General features: G+C 41.0%; 29 protein-coding genes and 1 pseudogene. 1 reads left to right on the forward strand and 29 read right to left on the reverse strand.

Annotated elements, in window-relative coordinates:
• Nucleotides 1-42: 42 nt before the first annotated feature.
• The 5 genes from rrtA to FY049_RS10500 form a co-directional block, all read right to left on the reverse strand.
• Complete coding sequence (gene rrtA, locus FY049_RS10480; RefSeq protein ID WP_004725740.1) at nucleotides 43-615, reverse strand: rhombosortase; 573 nt, start codon at nucleotides 613-615, stop codon at nucleotides 43-45.
• Between the two features lie 66 nt (nucleotides 616-681).
• The gene (locus FY049_RS10485) at nucleotides 682-1770 is read right to left on the reverse strand and encodes a hypothetical protein (protein ID WP_056512199.1); all 1089 of its coding nucleotides are present in this window, start codon (nucleotides 1768-1770) and stop codon (nucleotides 682-684) included.
• Nucleotides 1771-1990: 220 nt separating this feature from the next.
• The gene (locus tag FY049_RS10490; RefSeq protein WP_004725737.1) at nucleotides 1991-2152 is read right to left on the reverse strand and encodes a hypothetical protein; all 162 of its coding nucleotides are present in this window, start codon (nucleotides 2150-2152) and stop codon (nucleotides 1991-1993) included.
• A gap of 202 nt (nucleotides 2153-2354) precedes the next feature.
• Nucleotides 2355-2582: a hypothetical protein gene (locus FY049_RS10495; RefSeq protein WP_004725735.1), complete on the reverse strand. Its 228-nt coding sequence runs from the start codon at nucleotides 2580-2582 to the stop codon at nucleotides 2355-2357.
• 163 nt (nucleotides 2583-2745) lie between these two features.
• The gene (locus tag FY049_RS10500; RefSeq protein WP_004725733.1) at nucleotides 2746-3003 is read right to left on the reverse strand and encodes an FAD assembly factor SdhE; all 258 of its coding nucleotides are present in this window, start codon (nucleotides 3001-3003) and stop codon (nucleotides 2746-2748) included.
• A gap of 180 nt (nucleotides 3004-3183) precedes the next feature.
• Between FY049_RS10500 and FY049_RS10505 the strand changes: the two genes are divergently transcribed.
• On the forward strand, nucleotides 3184-4356 hold the full coding sequence (locus FY049_RS10505; RefSeq protein WP_446083703.1) for an acyl-CoA dehydrogenase family protein: 1173 nt from the start codon (nucleotides 3184-3186) through the stop codon (nucleotides 4354-4356).
• A 162-nt stretch (nucleotides 4357-4518) separates the two neighbouring features.
• Here the strand turns inward: FY049_RS10505 and FY049_RS10510 are convergent, their stop codons facing one another.
• The 24 genes and pseudogenes from FY049_RS10510 to rpsS all read right to left on the reverse strand — a co-directional run bounded on the left by FY049_RS10510 (nucleotide 4519) and on the right by rpsS (nucleotide 16969).
• Nucleotides 4519-6009 carry a flavin-containing monooxygenase gene (locus tag FY049_RS10510; RefSeq protein ID WP_004725729.1) on the reverse strand — a complete coding sequence of 497 codons (1491 nt, stop codon included), beginning with the start codon at nucleotides 6007-6009 and terminating at the stop codon, nucleotides 4519-4521.
• A gap of 199 nt (nucleotides 6010-6208) precedes the next feature.
• Nucleotides 6209-6574: a 50S ribosomal protein L17 gene (gene rplQ / locus FY049_RS10515; protein WP_004281488.1), complete on the reverse strand. Its 366-nt coding sequence runs from the start codon at nucleotides 6572-6574 to the stop codon at nucleotides 6209-6211.
• A gap of 18 nt (nucleotides 6575-6592) precedes the next feature.
• Nucleotides 6593-7600: a DNA-directed RNA polymerase subunit alpha gene (locus tag FY049_RS10520; RefSeq protein ID WP_004816876.1), complete on the reverse strand. Its 1008-nt coding sequence runs from the start codon at nucleotides 7598-7600 to the stop codon at nucleotides 6593-6595.
• Between the two features lie 17 nt (nucleotides 7601-7617).
• A complete protein-coding gene (rpsD, locus tag FY049_RS10525; protein WP_004725725.1) occupies nucleotides 7618-8241 on the reverse strand; it encodes a 30S ribosomal protein S4 in 624 nt (207 codons plus the stop codon).
• Between the two features lie 12 nt (nucleotides 8242-8253).
• Entirely contained in the window at nucleotides 8254-8640 is a 387-nt protein-coding gene (gene rpsK, locus FY049_RS10530) for a 30S ribosomal protein S11 (protein ID WP_004281491.1), read from the reverse strand.
• Nucleotides 8641-8659: 19 nt separating this feature from the next.
• Nucleotides 8660-9016: a 30S ribosomal protein S13 gene (gene rpsM / locus FY049_RS10535; RefSeq protein ID WP_004725722.1), complete on the reverse strand. Its 357-nt coding sequence runs from the start codon at nucleotides 9014-9016 to the stop codon at nucleotides 8660-8662.
• Between the two features lie 107 nt (nucleotides 9017-9123).
• Nucleotides 9124-9240, reverse strand: a complete 117-nt coding sequence (gene rpmJ, locus FY049_RS10540; protein WP_000867907.1) for a 50S ribosomal protein L36 — start codon at nucleotides 9238-9240, stop codon at nucleotides 9124-9126.
• 21 nt (nucleotides 9241-9261) lie between these two features.
• Nucleotides 9262-10581, reverse strand: coding sequence for a preprotein translocase subunit SecY (gene secY / locus FY049_RS10545; protein WP_171066869.1), 1320 nt, complete (start codon nucleotides 10579-10581; stop codon nucleotides 9262-9264).
• A gap of 45 nt (nucleotides 10582-10626) precedes the next feature.
• Entirely contained in the window at nucleotides 10627-11067 is a 441-nt protein-coding gene (rplO, locus tag FY049_RS10550) for a 50S ribosomal protein L15 (protein WP_004725719.1), read from the reverse strand.
• Between the two features lie 3 nt (nucleotides 11068-11070).
• Nucleotides 11071-11247 carry a 50S ribosomal protein L30 gene (gene rpmD / locus FY049_RS10555; RefSeq protein ID WP_004725717.1) on the reverse strand — a complete coding sequence of 59 codons (177 nt, stop codon included), beginning with the start codon at nucleotides 11245-11247 and terminating at the stop codon, nucleotides 11071-11073.
• 6 nt (nucleotides 11248-11253) lie between these two features.
• Nucleotides 11254-11751, reverse strand: coding sequence for a 30S ribosomal protein S5 (gene rpsE, locus FY049_RS10560; RefSeq protein WP_004725715.1), 498 nt, complete (start codon nucleotides 11749-11751; stop codon nucleotides 11254-11256).
• Between the two features lie 2 nt (nucleotides 11752-11753).
• A complete protein-coding gene (gene rplR / locus FY049_RS10565; RefSeq protein ID WP_004725713.1) occupies nucleotides 11754-12104 on the reverse strand; it encodes a 50S ribosomal protein L18 in 351 nt (116 codons plus the stop codon).
• A 14-nt stretch (nucleotides 12105-12118) separates the two neighbouring features.
• Nucleotides 12119-12652, reverse strand: a complete 534-nt coding sequence (gene rplF / locus FY049_RS10570) for a 50S ribosomal protein L6 (RefSeq protein ID WP_004725711.1) — start codon at nucleotides 12650-12652, stop codon at nucleotides 12119-12121.
• Between the two features lie 13 nt (nucleotides 12653-12665).
• Complete coding sequence (rpsH, locus tag FY049_RS10575) at nucleotides 12666-13061, reverse strand: 30S ribosomal protein S8 (RefSeq protein WP_004725709.1); 396 nt, start codon at nucleotides 13059-13061, stop codon at nucleotides 12666-12668.
• A gap of 13 nt (nucleotides 13062-13074) precedes the next feature.
• A complete protein-coding gene (rpsN, locus tag FY049_RS10580) occupies nucleotides 13075-13380 on the reverse strand; it encodes a 30S ribosomal protein S14 (protein ID WP_004725707.1) in 306 nt (101 codons plus the stop codon).
• A gap of 9 nt (nucleotides 13381-13389) precedes the next feature.
• Nucleotides 13390-13926, reverse strand: a complete 537-nt coding sequence (rplE, locus tag FY049_RS10585; protein WP_004725705.1) for a 50S ribosomal protein L5 — start codon at nucleotides 13924-13926, stop codon at nucleotides 13390-13392.
• A gap of 16 nt (nucleotides 13927-13942) precedes the next feature.
• Nucleotides 13943-14260, reverse strand: coding sequence for a 50S ribosomal protein L24 (rplX, locus tag FY049_RS10590; protein ID WP_004725703.1), 318 nt, complete (start codon nucleotides 14258-14260; stop codon nucleotides 13943-13945).
• A gap of 11 nt (nucleotides 14261-14271) precedes the next feature.
• On the reverse strand, nucleotides 14272-14640 hold the full coding sequence (rplN, locus tag FY049_RS10595) for a 50S ribosomal protein L14 (protein ID WP_004725701.1): 369 nt from the start codon (nucleotides 14638-14640) through the stop codon (nucleotides 14272-14274).
• A 92-nt stretch (nucleotides 14641-14732) separates the two neighbouring features.
• The gene (gene rpsQ / locus FY049_RS10600) at nucleotides 14733-14990 is read right to left on the reverse strand and encodes a 30S ribosomal protein S17 (RefSeq protein WP_004725698.1); all 258 of its coding nucleotides are present in this window, start codon (nucleotides 14988-14990) and stop codon (nucleotides 14733-14735) included.
• On the reverse strand, nucleotides 14987-15184 hold the full coding sequence (rpmC, locus tag FY049_RS10605) for a 50S ribosomal protein L29 (protein WP_004725696.1): 198 nt from the start codon (nucleotides 15182-15184) through the stop codon (nucleotides 14987-14989). Before rpmC ends, rpsQ begins: the two co-directional genes overlap by 4 nt.
• A complete protein-coding gene (gene rplP, locus FY049_RS10610; protein ID WP_004725694.1) occupies nucleotides 15184-15597 on the reverse strand; it encodes a 50S ribosomal protein L16 in 414 nt (137 codons plus the stop codon). Before rplP ends, rpmC begins: the two co-directional genes overlap by 1 nt.
• Nucleotides 15537-16353 (reverse strand): annotated as a pseudogene (gene rpsC, locus FY049_RS10615) (30S ribosomal protein S3). Before rpsC ends, rplP begins: the two are co-directional and overlap by 61 nt.
• 1 nt (nucleotide 16354) lies before the next feature.
• Nucleotides 16355-16684 carry a 50S ribosomal protein L22 gene (gene rplV / locus FY049_RS10620; protein WP_004816873.1) on the reverse strand — a complete coding sequence of 110 codons (330 nt, stop codon included), beginning with the start codon at nucleotides 16682-16684 and terminating at the stop codon, nucleotides 16355-16357.
• 9 nt (nucleotides 16685-16693) lie between these two features.
• Nucleotides 16694-16969, reverse strand: a complete 276-nt coding sequence (rpsS, locus tag FY049_RS10625; protein WP_004281508.1) for a 30S ribosomal protein S19 — start codon at nucleotides 16967-16969, stop codon at nucleotides 16694-16696.
• Nucleotides 16970-16971 lie beyond the last annotated feature (2 nt).

Here is a 16971-nt window from a genome sequence, read left to right on the forward strand (position 1 = left end):
ATAGAATAATACTTCATACAAATAATATTCTTGATTCATTGTCTATTTCATAACATTAAGTCGAAAAATTAAGCTCAAGATGGCACAAATACTTCCAAAAATCACCCCAAGCAAATGCGCCTGTATTAAAACAGGATGACCAATCAATTGTTCAGTTTGTAGTGCACCAAAAAAATGTTCCCATGCGATTTTGCCGAAGATGCATAACAATACGATGAAGGCAAAATTTCGTTCTGGCTTTTCTTTTAAACTGACGATTGCACAAAATACAAACAGACCATGAAGAATGCCAGACAAACCTGCATAAGCAAAAATATGAGGATAAATCAGATAAAAACAGAGACTGAGTAAAGGCGGTAAAATAAGCAATAAAGCAATAAAAACTTGCTTTTTAATGTTTGGAAATAAAAAGGGTAAACAAGCCAAAGCTAAAACATTTAAAACATAATGAATCCATCCCACATGAACCCAATGCCCTGTCCACCAGCGCCAAGGCTGGCTTAAAAAAACATCGTGCTGATAAATGAAATGAGTTTGAAAAAGCTGAAGAATTGCAAAAAAAATGATACTGGTTGCAATAAACAATATATTTTTATCTAACTTGTGTTGTTCCATGCTACACCATAAAAAAAGAAGAGCTGTCGCTCTTCCTCTATTCTAACCAATTCATGCAATTGAATACTATGGATTTGCTGCAGGTTCGTCAGCTGAAGCACTTGGCTCTTCAGTCGGTGCAGGTAAATCATTAAACAATTCATCATCACCCGTAGAGGCTTGTTCATCCCAGAATGTGGTCATTCCATCATCTGCTGCACGAACACCGGTATGTTCCGTCCAATAACGATCGGCAATACCTTGAACCATTTGACCGGCCATACCATCTAATAATCTAAATTCAGGGTTTACTGGCTTATCATCTGCACGCGATGCGGCATAGGCTTTTAACGCCGCTCTTAATTTAGCATCATCACCACTGGCTTGCGCTGCAACGGCATTCATTGCAAATGCTAAACGAACACCTTTCTGTTCTGCGATTTGCATTGATTGTTGTAAGGTCTGTGTTGGATCAGGCTTACCATCTCCTGCACCTGGTAACAATATCCAAATCACTGCACGTGTCGCCATTGGCGCACCCCAGAATTTGTTATTGTCTAAACATGCCATACCACGTTCGACAATCGCAGCAATATCTTTCGGTACATTCACTGCACCGCCAGAGTTAATGTCATTGGTCATCGATTGCAAACCACTGAGCATACCAATTAAATAGATGGTTTGATCTAAGTCCTTACGCATGGTTGGACAAGAATCACCTAAAGTATATTTATATTTTGCCTGCCAACGTTCTGCAAATAATTGATAACCCGTGTATTGACGTTCTGCGGCAAGGGCTGCCCAACGTTTTTGTTCTATACGAGCATCTTGCGCTTCAGTCACTTTACCGTCTTTTGAAGCACGTAAATATCTGAGTTCTGCATCCAAAGCACGATTTTCTGCACACATCCCCGCAGCTGAATATAACAATACTGCCATACGGGTTGGGTCGGCCCCCATATCTTTTGTTGCCATAATCGCTGGCGTTAACGCATTGCCTGAGTTGCATGCCATATCAGTATCATTGCCCGCCAAAATGGGTGGGACGATATGTTTTTCACTAAAGCCAAGCGCAACATTGGCACCTGATTTTACAACATATGAACAACCTGATAACACAGATGAGGCAACAACAGCGGTCAGCATCAATTGACCAAGCTTGTGGACCTTAGACATACTTCCTGTCCTCTATATAATTGTGTTTATATCCCTTTTAAAATAACAATATCAGATGCAATCTCTGAATAACAGAGTAATAGCTCTAATTTCATCTGAAGAATTTGCCACAATATAGAAAGTATTCAATTGACCTGATCTGGTTTTTATACAAATTTTAAGCAAAAAAAAGTAGCATTGCGACGGTTCAGCACATGCTACTTGTTAAAAGGTAAACTCTTTAAGAGAGTTTATTGGTTTTAAGTCTTTTAAATTTGCTACCGTTAACACTGTTAGCGTTAGCTTTCTCAATCTGTTCCCTCAGCATAGTTCCTAGTCTTCCAAATATAATTGCAAAAACAATTGCAACCACTAAGAACCAAAACGTATGAATTTCACCCATTTGGAAATTCCTCCTCGCTGTTGGTAGTTTTAATTTACATGCAAGATCAGATTTTTACAGAGATAATTGTCGGACAATTTTACAATTGCGCTATTTTGTATATATTTGGTCTAACAATGAATATTAAATAAGCAAAAATATAAATAAAGCTATGTTTTATTTAAATTAAATTAAAATTATATTTTTTATACTTGTTAGACAATTAACTTAATTTAACCCGAGATTTTAAAGATTTCCACTGTATTTTGCTCACTTGATCTTGCCAAATGATTAAACTTTTATTGTTTTTCTCACAAAAATACACTGCGATATAAAATCGATGATCAATCATTTGCTGAATTTGTACATGATGAATTTGATTGGAATCCTCATATTGTAGGGTCCACTGATCTAAATCAAAATGTTCTAAACTTCGGACTTGTGGACGCATTCTAAATCTTTTTAGACTGAAGCATGCCAACAACAGCAGTAATACACTTATCCATACAGTGATAATGGAGTACAGTACTATAAAAATAATTGTTAAACACAAAAGCTGAAAACCCAGTGCAATACGACTGGGTTTAATTTGATATCGTTGGTGAGTTTTTAACTCATCCGTGGACATAATCTTTAAGTTTATTGATCAAGCTTCTGAGTTCAGGTCGAGGTGGCTCTGAAACTTCCATAAACCAATCCAATAAATCTGGGTCTTCCTGATCAACTAACTCTTTAAACAAGGCTTTTTCTTGCGCACTTGCTTCTAAGTAATATTGTTTTACGTATGGGTCAAAATATACATCAATCTCTTTTAAACCGCGACGAGCACGATAAATCACTTTACGTTCTTCTAAAGTAAGTTCTTCTGACATCATTTTCCCCCAATGGTTAATTCTGACTTAGTTTACCCGATTCCCGATCAATTTCTCGCTAAATTCTTCTAAATGACCAAATTCATCATTTAAAAATGAGTTTTGAGCATTCATCTCATTGCGACAAATAAGCAATTCACATAATTTCAACTCACTAAAACCCATATGGATATTATAAAAATGCAATCAGGTGCTATCCGACCTTTAACCAATATGTTGCCTCGTAAATTGTTTAATTCCGATCACGATGCTTTTCGTGAAACAGTACGTAAATTTTATGAAAAAGAAGTTGTGCCAAATATTGCTAAATATGAACAGCAACAACATGTAGATCGCGATTTATGGAACAAAGCAGGTGAAATGGGTCTGCTCTGTGCGACTATGCCTGAAGAATATGGTGGCTATGGCGTAGATCGCCTCTACAGTATGATTCTGATTGAAGAACAAGCCTATGCAATGGATTCTTCTACAGGTTTTTCTTTGCACTCGGATATTGTTGCCAACTACATCAACAACTTTGGTAATGAAGAGCAGAAAAAAAATTGGATTGCTAAAATGGCTTCTGGAGAAACCGTCACAGCCATTGCGATGACAGAACCGGGAACAGGCTCAGACCTACAAGGTGTTCGCACCACCGCTGTTTTAGATGGGGATGAATATGTAATCAATGGTTCTAAGATCTTTATTACCAATGGTTATCTATGCGATATGGCAATTGTCGTATGTAAAACAGGCAGTTCAGAGAAAGGTTCTGCCAACCTATCTTTGATTATTGTTGAAGCTGACCGTGCTGGCTTTAGCAAAGGAAAACCACTCAATAAAATTGGTATGAAAGGACAAGATACTTGCGAATTGTTCTTTGAAGATGTTCGTGTGCCAAAAGAAAATTTATTGGGTATGGAAGGCATGGGTTTTATCATGCTGATGAAAGAGTTGGCATGGGAACGTATGCTGGTCGCGATTATCTGTCAAGCAGGCGCAGAAGCAGCGCTGGCACATACCGTTCAATATACCAAAGACCGTAAAGCATTTGGTAAACCGATCGGTGCTTTTCAAAATACACGTTTTAAACTTGCTGAAATGCGCACAGAAATTGATTTCTGCCGTGCTTACCTCGACCGTTGTATGGAATTACAACTTGAAGGTACATTAGGTGTTGATGCTGCAGCTGCCGCAAAATACAAAATTTCAGAAGTATTCTCTAATGTGGTTGATGAATGCCTTCAATTACATGGTGGTTATGGTTATATGCTGGAATATCCAATTGCACGCGCTTATATCGATAATCGGGCAAATCGTATTTATGCAGGTACAAACGAGATTATGAAAGAACTGATTTCCCGTTCTTTATAATTTATCTGATCATTGTTAAAGGAGCTTTGGCTCCTTTTTCTATCACCAAGCATTCTTTTTAAATCAATTTTTATGTCGCAATAAATAAGGAGCTTTCGCTCCTTGTTTATTTCATAGCTTGTTTATTTTGCTATTTCTTAGTTTGATTGCTTCTAGGTTTGATTAAGAAACCAGTTTAGGCTTTTTTGCGAGTTGCGCTTCACGCTTATGAAATTTTAAAACACCATCTTCAAACTTGGCATTTTTAAGTTCTTTACGATCTGCTAAATAGTTATTCGACACTTTCCAAGGTGCATGCTTACCTTGTTTTGGCATCACATCCGCCGCACGAGCAATATACCCTGAGCTTAAACTACCCATCACCGTATCTTCCATCAATTCAGTTGCATCACCTTGAGGAATAACTTCGTCATAGCCCTTCTTGTCCATATAGTTTACAAGACGGCAAATATACTCACCTGCGATATCAACTTTTAATGTCCATGATGCGTTGATATAACCAATGATCATTGCCATATTTGGCACATCGCTAACCATCACACCCTGATACAGCATGTGTTGAGACGTATTCATTGGTTTATTATCAATTGTAGCTTTGATACCACCCAAGATTTGGATTTCTAAACCTGTTGCTGAAACGATGATATCCGCATCTAAATGCTTACCAGATTTTAATTGGATACCTGTTGCGGTAATTTTCTCAATTTGATCTGTTTCAACGCTGGCTTTACCAGAACGTAAAATCTTAAATAAGTCACCATCTGGCACAACACATAACCGCTGATCCCACGGATTATATGTTGGGGTAAAGTGTTTCATATCCACTTTACCTTTTAATTGCATTTCAATCGATTTGAGTAAGAACTTACGCAGTAACTTCGGTTGTTTTTGTGCAAGCGCATAAATACCGCGTTGCATACCAATATTACGTGCACGGGTTAACTTATATGCCACATCTTCAGGTAAAACCTTACGCATTTTGTCATAAACAAAATCAATAGATGGGATTGAAGCAATATAAGTTGGTGAACGTTGCAACATGGTCACATGTCCTGCTCCACCTTTTGACATCGCAGGCACTAAGGTAATAGCTGTTGCACCACTACCAATAATCACCACTTTTTTACCCGTATAATCTAAGTTTTCAGGCCAAAATTGTGGGTTAATAAATTCGCCTTTAAAATCATTTTTACCTGGATAATCAGGTTGATAACCTTGGTCATAATTATAATAACCTGTACATCCGATTACAAAGTTTGCAACCCACGTATTGAGTTTTTGATTTTCATCTTCAATTTGTACGACCCATTTTTTAATTGATGAATCATAATTTGCAGTACGTACACGTTGATTAAAATGAATTTTATCTTTTAATTTAAATTCATCGACAACTTCAGCAACATAGCCTTTAATCGAAGCGCCATCTGCCAAGACATTGGCTTTTTGCCATGGTTTAAAATTAAACCCAAAAGTAGACATATCTGAATCGGAACGGATACCCGGATATTTAAATAAATCCCAAGTACCACCGAAGCTCTCACGACGCTCAATAATTTCAAATGAACGTTGTGGTGAGTGTTTTGAAAGATGCGCAGCTACACCAATACCAGAGATACCTGCACCAACGATAAGAATATCAACTTGCTTTTCCATGTTGTTTTTATAACCTTTTTAAGAGTACTTTTTTATTAAAGCACAAATCTGACAATACGCAATGTCAAGTTTGCATTTTTCTGACGAAATTTAAGTCAATTTGGGACAAAACCATAAATTGTCCAACAAAAAGGCATAAAAAAAGGCCGGTGAAACACCGACCTTTTTCGAACAACCGATTGTTCTGTGACGTGAGTAATTAGTTTACTTCACGATCCACAAGTTCTACATAAGCCATCGGTGCAGCATCACCTGCACGGAAACCAGCTTTAAGAACACGTAGATAACCGCCGTTACGCTCTTTGTAACGAGGGCCAAGAACGGTAAATAATTTACCAACTGTTGCTGCTGAACGAGTACGAGCAAACGCCAAACGACGGTTTGCTACAGTATCGTTTTTAGCTAAAGTGATTAAAGGCTCAGCTACACGACGTAACTCTTTTGCTTTAGGCACAGTAGTTTTAATTAACTCATGCTCAAACAAAGAATTAGCCATGTTTTGAAACATCGCTTTACGATGGCTGCTGGTACGGCCTAATTTCACACCACTATTACGATGACGCATGGTGATAGTCCTACTTAATTAACGGCTACGATAGGCGAAACGATCGTCCATACGGAGACTAGCTGGTGGCCAGTTCTCTAAACGCATGCCGAGCTGTAAGCCCTTAGAAGCCAGAACATCTTTGATCTCAGTAAGCGATTTTTTACCAAGGTTAGGAGTTTTAAGCAACTCAACCTCAGTACGCTGTACTAGATCACCAATGTAGTAAATATTTTCTGCTTTCAAACAGTTAGCAGAACGAACAGTAAGCTCTAGATCATCAACTGGACGAAGCAAGATTGGATCAACTTCTTCACGTGGCTCTTGAGCAACTGGAGCTTGATCTTTCTGAAGATCAACAAAAATTGCAATTTGTTGTTGCAAGATTGTTGCCGCTTTGCGGATAGCTTCTTCAGGATCTACAGTTCCATTCGTTTCAAGATCAATGACGAGCTTATCAAGGTCAGTACGTTGTTCTACACGAGCATTTTCAACTGTGTAAGACACACGTTTAATCGGGCTATAAGAAGCATCTAACTGTAGACGACCTACAGGACGCGTTTCGCCTTCAGGGAAACGTGAGTCAGAAGTTTCATAACCACGACCTTGAGAAACTTTCAAGCGCATTTTTAATGAGCCTGAAGCACTTAAAGTACCAATCAGATGTTCAGGGTTAACCACTTCAACATTATGTGGTAAACGAAGGTCAGCAGCAGTTACATCGCCAGGACCTTGTTTTTCCAATGTCAAATATGCTTCGTTTTGATCGAACAGCTTAATAGACAATCCTTTTAGGTTCAGCAAGAGCTCGACGATGTCCTGCTGCAAGCCTTCTAAAGTACTGTACTCGTGCTCGACACCCTCTATCTCTACTTCAACCACGGCTGCGCCAGGCAAAGAAGACAAAAGGATGCGACGTAAAGCATTACCAAGAGTATGACCAAAGCCACGCTCTAATGGTTCAAGAATCACTTTTGCCGAGGTCCCGCTTGCCGCTTCGACCTTGATCGCTTGCGGAGTTAGAAACTCGTTTGCAGTACGCGTCATTATTGCTACCTCAAGGATTATTTAGAATACAATTCTACAATCAAGCTTTCGTTGATTTCAGCAGGTAAATCAGAACGATCTGGTGCAGCTTTAAATGTACCTTCAAGTTTTGAATGATCTACTTCAATCCAAGCAGCTGTTCCACGTTGAGCAGCTAATTCAATTGCGTTTTTGATACGTAATTGTTGTTTAGCGCTTTCGTGAACTGCAATCACGTCGCCCGCTTTAACTTGGATAGACGCGATGTTAACACGACGACCATTTAAAGTGATTGAACGGTGAGATACCAGCTGACGAGCTTCTGCACGTGTAGAACCAAAACCCATGCGATAAACAACGTTATCGAGGCGGCTTTCAAGCAATTTCAACAAGTTTTCACCTGTTGCGCCTTTAACACGAGCAGCTTCTTTGTAGTAGTTACTAAATTGACGCTCTAAAACACCGTACATGCGACGTACTTTTTGTTTTTCACGTAATTGTAGTGAATACTCTGATTGTTTAGCACGGCTTTGGCCATGTTGACCAGGAGCTTTAGCAGATTTTTTTGTTTTGACGTCAAATGGTTTAACGCCAGATTTTAATTGCAGGTCTGTCCCTTCGCGGCGAGAGAGTTTGCATTTTGGACCAATATAACGAGCCATGAATGTTTCTCCTTACACGCGACGTTTTTTAGGTGGACGGCAACCGTTGTGCGGAATCGGTGTCACGTCGGTAATGCTGTTAATTTTATAACCCACTGCACCTAATGCACGAACCGCAGATTCACGACCTGGACCAGGACCTTTTACAAGGACGTCCAAGTTTTTCAAACCGTAATCTAAAGCAGCTTTACCAGCAACTTCAGCAGCTACCTGAGCAGCAAACGGAGTTGATTTACGTGATCCACGGAAGCCTTGTCCACCTGAAGTAGCCCAAGCCAATGCATTACCTTGACGATCAGTAATCGTAACAATGGTGTTATTAAAAGAAGCGTGAATGTGTGCAACACCTTCAGAGACGGTACGAGTGACCTTCTTGCGTGCGCGAGTATCTTTAGCCATCTTTTAGCTTCCAGAAATCTTATTTCTTAATAGGTTTGCGCGGACCTTTACGGGTACGTGCGTTAGTTTTGGTGCGTTGTCCGCGAACAGGCAAGCTGCGACGATGACGAAGACCGCGGTAGCAGCCTAAATCCATTAAACGTTTAATGTTCATGGAAATTTCGCGACGTAAGTCACCTTCGGTCGGAACCTTAGCAACTTCTGCACGAATCGCATCAAGCTGAGCATCATCTAATTCACGAATTTTAGTAGTAGTCGTAATACCTGCAGCAGCTAAAATGTTTTTAGCTGTGTGGCGGCCAATACCAAAAATATACGTGAGAGAGATAACAGCATGCTTGTTATCCGGAATGTTTACACCGGCAATACGAGCCATTCAAATTTCTCCAAAAAGGCAGTAGAGATAATCAACCGCCCCACAAAAATCTTGAGGGGCGGATAATAACCTAATTAGCCTACTGAAATCAACAGGTCTTAATTAAATTAACCTTGACGCTGCTTATGACGAGGTTCTGCGCTGCAAATTACGCGAATAACCCCATTACGACGGATAACTTTACAGCTACCACAAATTTTCTTTACAGAAGCTTGTACTTTCATGATGAAACCTTCTAAGTGCGCTTATCCCTTAGGATGAGCAGTCGTTTTTCTCATTAACGATTGATCGTCATACTGATGTGATGTCAAATGGGCTTGAAGCTGAGCCATAAAGTCCATAACAACAACAACTACGATAAGTAATGAGGTACCACCCAAATGGAATGGAATACCAAAAGAACTTTGTAAAATCATCGGCATTAAACAGATGACTGTAATGTAGATTGCACCAATAAACGTCAAACGATTAAGAATATGATCTAAGTAACGAGCAGTTTGCTCACCTGGGCGAATACCAGGTACATAAGCTCCACTGCGTTTCAAGTTCTCTGATACTTCTTTCGGGCTAAAAACAAGCGCCGTATAGAAATAACAGAAAAAGATAATTAACGCACCGAAGAGCACTAAATACAACGGTTGTCCAGGCGATAATACCAATGCCAAATCTTGTAGGCTACGTTTTACAATTCCTGCATTTGGATCAGCACTGCCTAACCATTGACCTAAACTTGCAGGGAACAACAATAACGAACTTGCGAAAATTGCTGGAATAACCCCTGCCATGTTGATCTTCAATGGCAAATGCGTTTGCTGTGCAGTGAATACACGACGACCTTGCTGTTTTTGAGCATAGTTCACAGGTATACGACGTTGAGCTTTTTCAATAAACACAATCGCTGCTAAAACAGCAACTGATAGCAATCCAAAGATAGCCAAACCAATTAAACTTGATTGGCCATTATCTACCGAAGTAAATGCTTGGATCACTAAGTTTGGTAAACCAGCAACAATACCTGCAAAGATAATCATTGAGATACCGTTACCAACACCACGTTCAGTAATTTGCTCACCTAACCACATTAAGAACATGGTACCTGCAACTAACGATGTTAGCGCTGGAATGTAAAAAGCCAGTCCTGAAGTCAAAGTAATACCTTGACTGATTAGACCAGCACACATCCCGATACCTTGGACTAATGCAAGTAAAAGGGTGCCGTAACGCGTATATTGATTAATCTTACGCTTACCTTGCTCGCCTTCTTTCTTCAATGCTTCTAACGAAGGCACCACGGTCGACATTAACTGCACAATAATAGATGCAGAAATGTACGGCATGATACCTAGCGCCAGAATGGACATTCGTTCTAATGCTCCACCCGAGAACATGTTAAACAAACCTAAAAAAGTACCTTCATTAGCTTTGAAAAAACGTTCTAGAGCAACATTATCAATACCTGGCAGCGGAATATGCGCTCCTAGTCGAAAGACTACCAATGCACCAATCAAGAACATTAATCGGCGAATAATTTCACGATATTTCACATGAAATGGTTGACCTTTCATCATGTTAACATGACCTGAAGAACTAGGAGACATAGTCACTCGCGATTACTCCTCGACTTTACCGCCAGCAGCTTCAAGAGCAGCTTTAGCGCCTTTAGTCAATGCAACACCTTGAACAGTGAATGCACGAGTGATTTCACCAGAAAGAACAACACGAGCACGCAACATATCTTTACGTACAACATTCGCAGCTTTCAAAGTTTCAAGTGAAATAATATCACCTTCAACTTTAGCAAGTTCAGACAAACGTACTTCAGCAGTTTTCAAAGCCAATTGGCTTGTGAAACCGAATTTAGGTAAACGACGATATAACGCAGTTTGACCACCTTCAAAGCCTGGACGAACGCCACCACTTTTACGTGATTTCTGACCTTTGACACCACGGCCACCAGTCTTACCGACACCAGAACCGATACCACGGCCTAAACGACGATTATCACGTTTTGCACCTTCAGCAGGTGCAAGCTCATTTAAACGCAGAGTCATGGCTTATTCCTCTACACTAACCATATAGTAGACTTTGTTGATCATACCACGGTTAGAAGGTGTATCTATTACTTCTACTGTATGACCAATACGACGCAGACCTAAACCTTGTAGGCAAAGTTTGTGATTTTTCAAACGATGCGAAGAAGATTTAGTCTGGGTAACTTTAATCGTTTTCATGATTGATTACCCTAAAATTTGTTCTACTGAAAGACCACGTTTAGCAGCAACTTTCTCAGGAGACGTCATATCACGTAAACCATTAAAAGTTGCATTTACAACGTTAGCCGCGTTAGTAGAACCATAACATTTCGTCAATACGTTACGTACACCAGCAGCTTCTAAAACTGCGCGCATAGAACCACCAGCGATTACGCCAGTACCTTCAGATGCAGGTTGCATGTAAACACGGCTAGCGCCATGACGAGCATGAATAGGATGTTGTACAGTACCATCAACAAGATCAACAGTGATCATGTTGCGGCGTGCAGCTTCAAGTGCTTTAGAAATAGCAGCTGGAACTTCACGCGCTTTACCGCGACCAAAACCTACACGACCATTACCATCACCCACAACAGTTAATGCTGTGAAAGAGAAGATACGACCACCCTTAACAACTTTGGCTACACGATCAACGGCAACCAGCTTTTCAACAAGACCTTCGTTTTGTTCAACTTTAGCCATGATTAGAACTCCAAGCCGTTTTCACGAGCAGCATCAGCCAAGGCTTTGATACGACCATGATATTTAAAACCAGAACGGTCAAATGCAACTTTAGTTACACCAGCAGCCTTTGCACGTTCTGCGATTAAAGCACCTACTTTAGTAGCTGAATCTACATTACCTGTAGTTCCGCTACGTAAAGATGCATCCAAAGTAGAAGCTTGCGCTAATACTTTGCCACCATCTGCAGAAATAACTTGAGCATAGATGTGACGCGGCGTGCGGTTTACACACAAGCGAGTCGCACCCAATGCACGAATGTGCAAGCGTGTGCTTTTCGCACGACGCAAACGGGATTGTTTCTTTTCGTTCATAAGAACCTCGCGCCTTATTTCTTCTTAGCTTCTTTACGAAGAACAACTTCGTCAGAATAGCGAACACCTTTACCTTTATACGGCTCTGGTGGACGATAACCACGGATTTCTGCAGCAACTTGACCTAACAATTGCTTGTTAGCTGATTTCAAAATGATTTCAGTAGCAGTCGGAGTTTCAGCAGTTACACCTTCAGGAAGAGCGTAATCAATCGGGTGAGAATAACCAAGGTTAAGGTTCACAACTGTACCTTTAACCGCAGCTTTATAACCAACACCGATAAGTTGTAACTTACGTTCGAAGCCTTCATTAACACCTTTTACAAGGTTATTAAGAACAGCGCGAGCAGTACCAGCTTGCATCCAAGAATCGCGAGATTCTTTAACTGGAGCAATATGAAGTTGACCTTCTTCCTGTTTAAGCTCGACCAGCGCATGCAGGTTGAAAGACAACGTACCTTTGCTGCCTTTCACTTCGACCTGCCGGCCGTTCTGAGTAACTGCTACACCGTTAGGTACAGTTACTGGGGCTTTAGCCACACGAGACATGAGGAATCACCTATTAAGAAACAAAAGCAATAACTTCACCACCAACGCCTGCAGCACGTGCAGCGCGATCAGTCATGATGCCTTTGCTTGTAGAAACAATTGCAATACCTAAACCTTGCTTAACGCTCGGAAGTGCATCTTTACCGCGATACTGACGTAGACCTGGACGGCTTACGCGTTTCACAGTTTCGATAACTGGTTTGCCTTCAAAATATTTTAAAGTAATTGTCAAAGTAGCTTTGCCTTCAAGATCAGCAACTTCTACATTTGAAATGTAACCTTCTTGTTGAAGTACGTTTGCAATTGCAACTTTCAACTTAGAATTAGGCATAGAAACAGTTTGTTTCTTTGCCATTTGTGCGTTACGAACACGTGTTAGCATGTCGGCAACGGTATCTTGCATACTCATTTATAGTCGCTCCTTACCAGCTTGCCTTAACAACGCCCGGTACATCACCCTGCATTACTGTGTCACGTAATTTGTTACGGCTTAAGCCGAACTTACGGAAGTAACCATGAGGACGACCAGTTAAACCACAACGGTTACGAAGACGTACTGGAGACGCATTACGTGGTAATGCTTGTAACTTCATCATCGCTTCGAAACGTTCTTCATCAGATGCATTTACGTTTGCAATCGTAGCTTTTAATTCAGCACGTTTTGCAGCGTATTTAGCAACTGTAGTTTCGCGTTTCAATTCGCGATTAATCATACTTTTCTTAGCCATATCGACCTCTTATTTGAACGGGAAGCCGAATGCACGGATTAGCGCACGGCCTTCGTCATCAGTACGAGCAGTCGTAGTGATAGTAATATCCATACCACGAATACGATCGATCTTATCAAAATCGATTTCAGGGAACATAATTTGTTCCTTGAGACCCATTGAATAATTACCACGACCATCGAATGATTTCGCAGAAAAACCGCGGAAGTCACGAATACGAGGGATAGCGATAGAGATCAAACGGTCTAAGAATTCGTACATTTGTTCGCCGCGTAAAGTTACTTTACAACCAATCGGCCAACCATCACGGATTTTAAAACCAGCGATTGATTTGCGCGCTAATGTAAGAACTGGTTTTTGACCAGCAATAGCTTGCATATCCGCCAAAGCGCCATCTAACAATTTCTTGTCAGCTGAAGCCGCACCAACACCCATGTTGATGGTGATTTTAGTAATGCGAGGAATTTCCATCACATTGCCCAAACCAAGTTCTTCTTTCAACTTAGCTCGGATTTCGTCGTTATAACGTGTTTTAAGTCTGGCCATAGCCTAGTTCAACCTATTACTTCGCTACCGCCACTGATTCACCATTTGATTTGTAAACGCGAGTTTTCACGCCTTCAATCACTTGGTAACCAACACGGTCAGCCTTTTGGGTTGCAGCATTAAAAACTGCCACGTTTGAAATATGAAGCGAAGCTTCTTGTGTAACAATAGCGCCTTCAGCACCTGTTGCACGGTTCGGCTTTTGATGCTTCTTAACTAAATTAAGGCCTTCAACCTTAACTTGGTCATTTGAAACAGACAAAACAGTACCCTGTTTGCCTTTTTCTTTACCTGCGATCACAATTACTTGATCGCCTTTTCTAATCTTAGCCATGATTGCCTCTATTATAGAACTTCAGGAGCCAATGAAATGATTTTCATGAACTGTTCAGTACGAAGTTCACGAGTCACTGGTCCGAAAATACGAGTGGCAATCGGAGCCTTGTTGTTGTTCAAGATAACTGCAGCATTATCATCGAAACGGATCACAGAACCGTCTGGACGACGAATACCGAATTTAGTACGAACTACAACTGCATTCATCACGTCACCTTTTTTAACACGGCCACGCGGAATTGCTTCTTTTACAGTAACTTTAATAATGTCGCCAACAGAAGCATAACGACGATGTGAACCACCAAGTACTTTAATACATTGTACGCGGCGAGCACCACTGTTGTCTGCTACGTCTAGCATACTTTCGGTCTGAATCATTGCCCTACTCCAAAACCGAGCATCACCGGTCGCAATTTCGAAAGGCTCAAAGAGTACTCGAAATTGACCGATGATGCAACAAGAACGTCTAATTACTCAGCAGCTGCTTCAATAACTTCCACTAAAGTCCAAGCTTTAGTTTTTGAAATTGGGCGGCTTTCTTTAATGGTTACAACATCGCCAGTTTTAGCAGTGTTGTTCTCATCATGAGCGTGTAATTTTGTTGAACGGCGGATTGATTTGCCATACAACGGGTGTTGAACGCGGCGTTCAATAAGTACAACAATAGACTTGTCCATTTTGTCACTTACTACTTTGCCTGTTAACGTGCGAACTGTTTGCTCACTCATTGTGCGTTCCCCTGTTTTTCGGTAAGGAGGGTCTTGATACGAGCAATAGTCTTACGAGTTAACGCAACTTCATGCGATTTACCCAATTGACCAGTTGCTTTCGCCATACGAAGACGGAATTGGTTAAGCTGTTGCTCATCAAGCAAAGCTGCCAACTCTTCTACCGATTTTTCACGTAGATCTTTAGTTTTCATTACATCACCGTCTTAGTAACGATAGTGGTTTTAAATGGAAGCTTAGCAGCTGCAAGCGTAAACGCTTCGCGTGCCAATTCTTCACTAACACCATCCATTTCGTACAAGATCTTACCTGGTTTGATTTGGCAAACCCAGTATTCCACAGAACCTTTACCTTTACCCATACGAACTTCTAATGGTTTTTCAGTAATTGGTTTGTCTGGGAAAACACGGATAAAGATCTTACCACCACGTTTAACACGACGGCTAATTGTACGACGCGCAGCTTCGATTTGACGAGCAGTCATTTGACCACGCTCAACAGATTTAAGTGCGATTGTACCGAAAGATACTGTGCTACCACGATGCGCTAGACCAGTGTTACGGCCTTTTTGCACCTTACGGAATTTAGTACGTTTAGGTTGCAACATGGATTATTCTCCTTTTTCAGCAGAACGATCATTGCGACGACCACGACGCTCTTGACCTTCACCACGACCGCGACCGCGTTTAGCTGGACGTTCTTCAGCAGGAGCAGGGTTCATGACTTGTTTCATGCCACCTAAGATCTCGCCACGGAAAATCCAAACTTTAACACCAATCGTACCGTAAGTAGTTTCAGCGCGCATAGTTGCATAGTCGATGTCAGCACGAAGTGTATGTAAAGGTACACGACCTTCACGATACCATTCAGTACGTGCAATTTCTGCACCACCTAAACGACCAGAAACTTCAACTTTGATACCTTTAGCACCAGCACGCATAGTGTTTTGAACCGCACGCTTCATAGCACGACGGAACATTACACGTTTCTCTAATTGTGAAGCAATTGCTTCAGCAACTAAACGAGCGTCTAAGTCTGGGCGATCGATTTCGTTGATGCTTACTTGCGCTGGAACACCCATAATCTTGGTAAGTTCACGCTGTAATTTCTCAATGTCTTCGCCTTTTTTACCGATAACGATACCTGGACGAGCAGTGCTAATTGTTACTTTAGCAGCGCCTGTAGGACGTTCGATAAGAATATTGCTGATCATCGCGCTTTTAAGTTTTTTAGTTAAAAACTCACGAACTTGAAGATCTTTAAGCAAGTATTCAGCGTATTGTTTCGGACTCGCATACCAGTTGGCGTTATGACGTTTTACAACACCAAGGCGGATACCGATTGGATGAACCTTCTGACCCATATCAAACCCCTACCTTAACGGTAATGTGACAAGTACGCTTAGTAATACGATCTGCACGGCCTTTAGCACGTGGCATAATACGTTTAAGGCTAGTGCCTTCATCAACGTAAATCGTAGTAACCTTAAGGTCGTCTACATCTAAACTGTTATTGTGTTCAGCGTTTGCAATTGCAGATTCCAATGCTTTTTTCACTACAACTGCAGCTTTTTTGTTGCTGAAGTTTAAGATATTAAGCGCGTGAGCAATAGATTTGCCACGGATTAGGTCTGCAACCAAACGAGTTTTTTGTGCCGAGATAGCGGCACCGCGTAATTTAGCAGTAACTTCCATCATAGCACCTTAACGTTTAGACTTCTTGTCAACACCGTGACCACGATAGGTACGAGTTGGCGCGAATTCACCGAGTTTGTGACCAACCATATGTTCAGATACGATCACTGGAACATGGTTACGACCATTATGTACAGAAATTGTTAAACCAACAAAATCCGGGAGGATCATCGAACGACGCGACCAAGTTTTGATCGGCTTACGGTTATTAGCCGCGATAGCCGCTTCAACCTTAGCGAACAAGTGCGCATCGACGAATGGGCCTTTTTTCAGAGAACGAGGCATTG

The sequence above is a fragment of the Acinetobacter sp. 1125_18A genome (assembly GCF_052824985.1).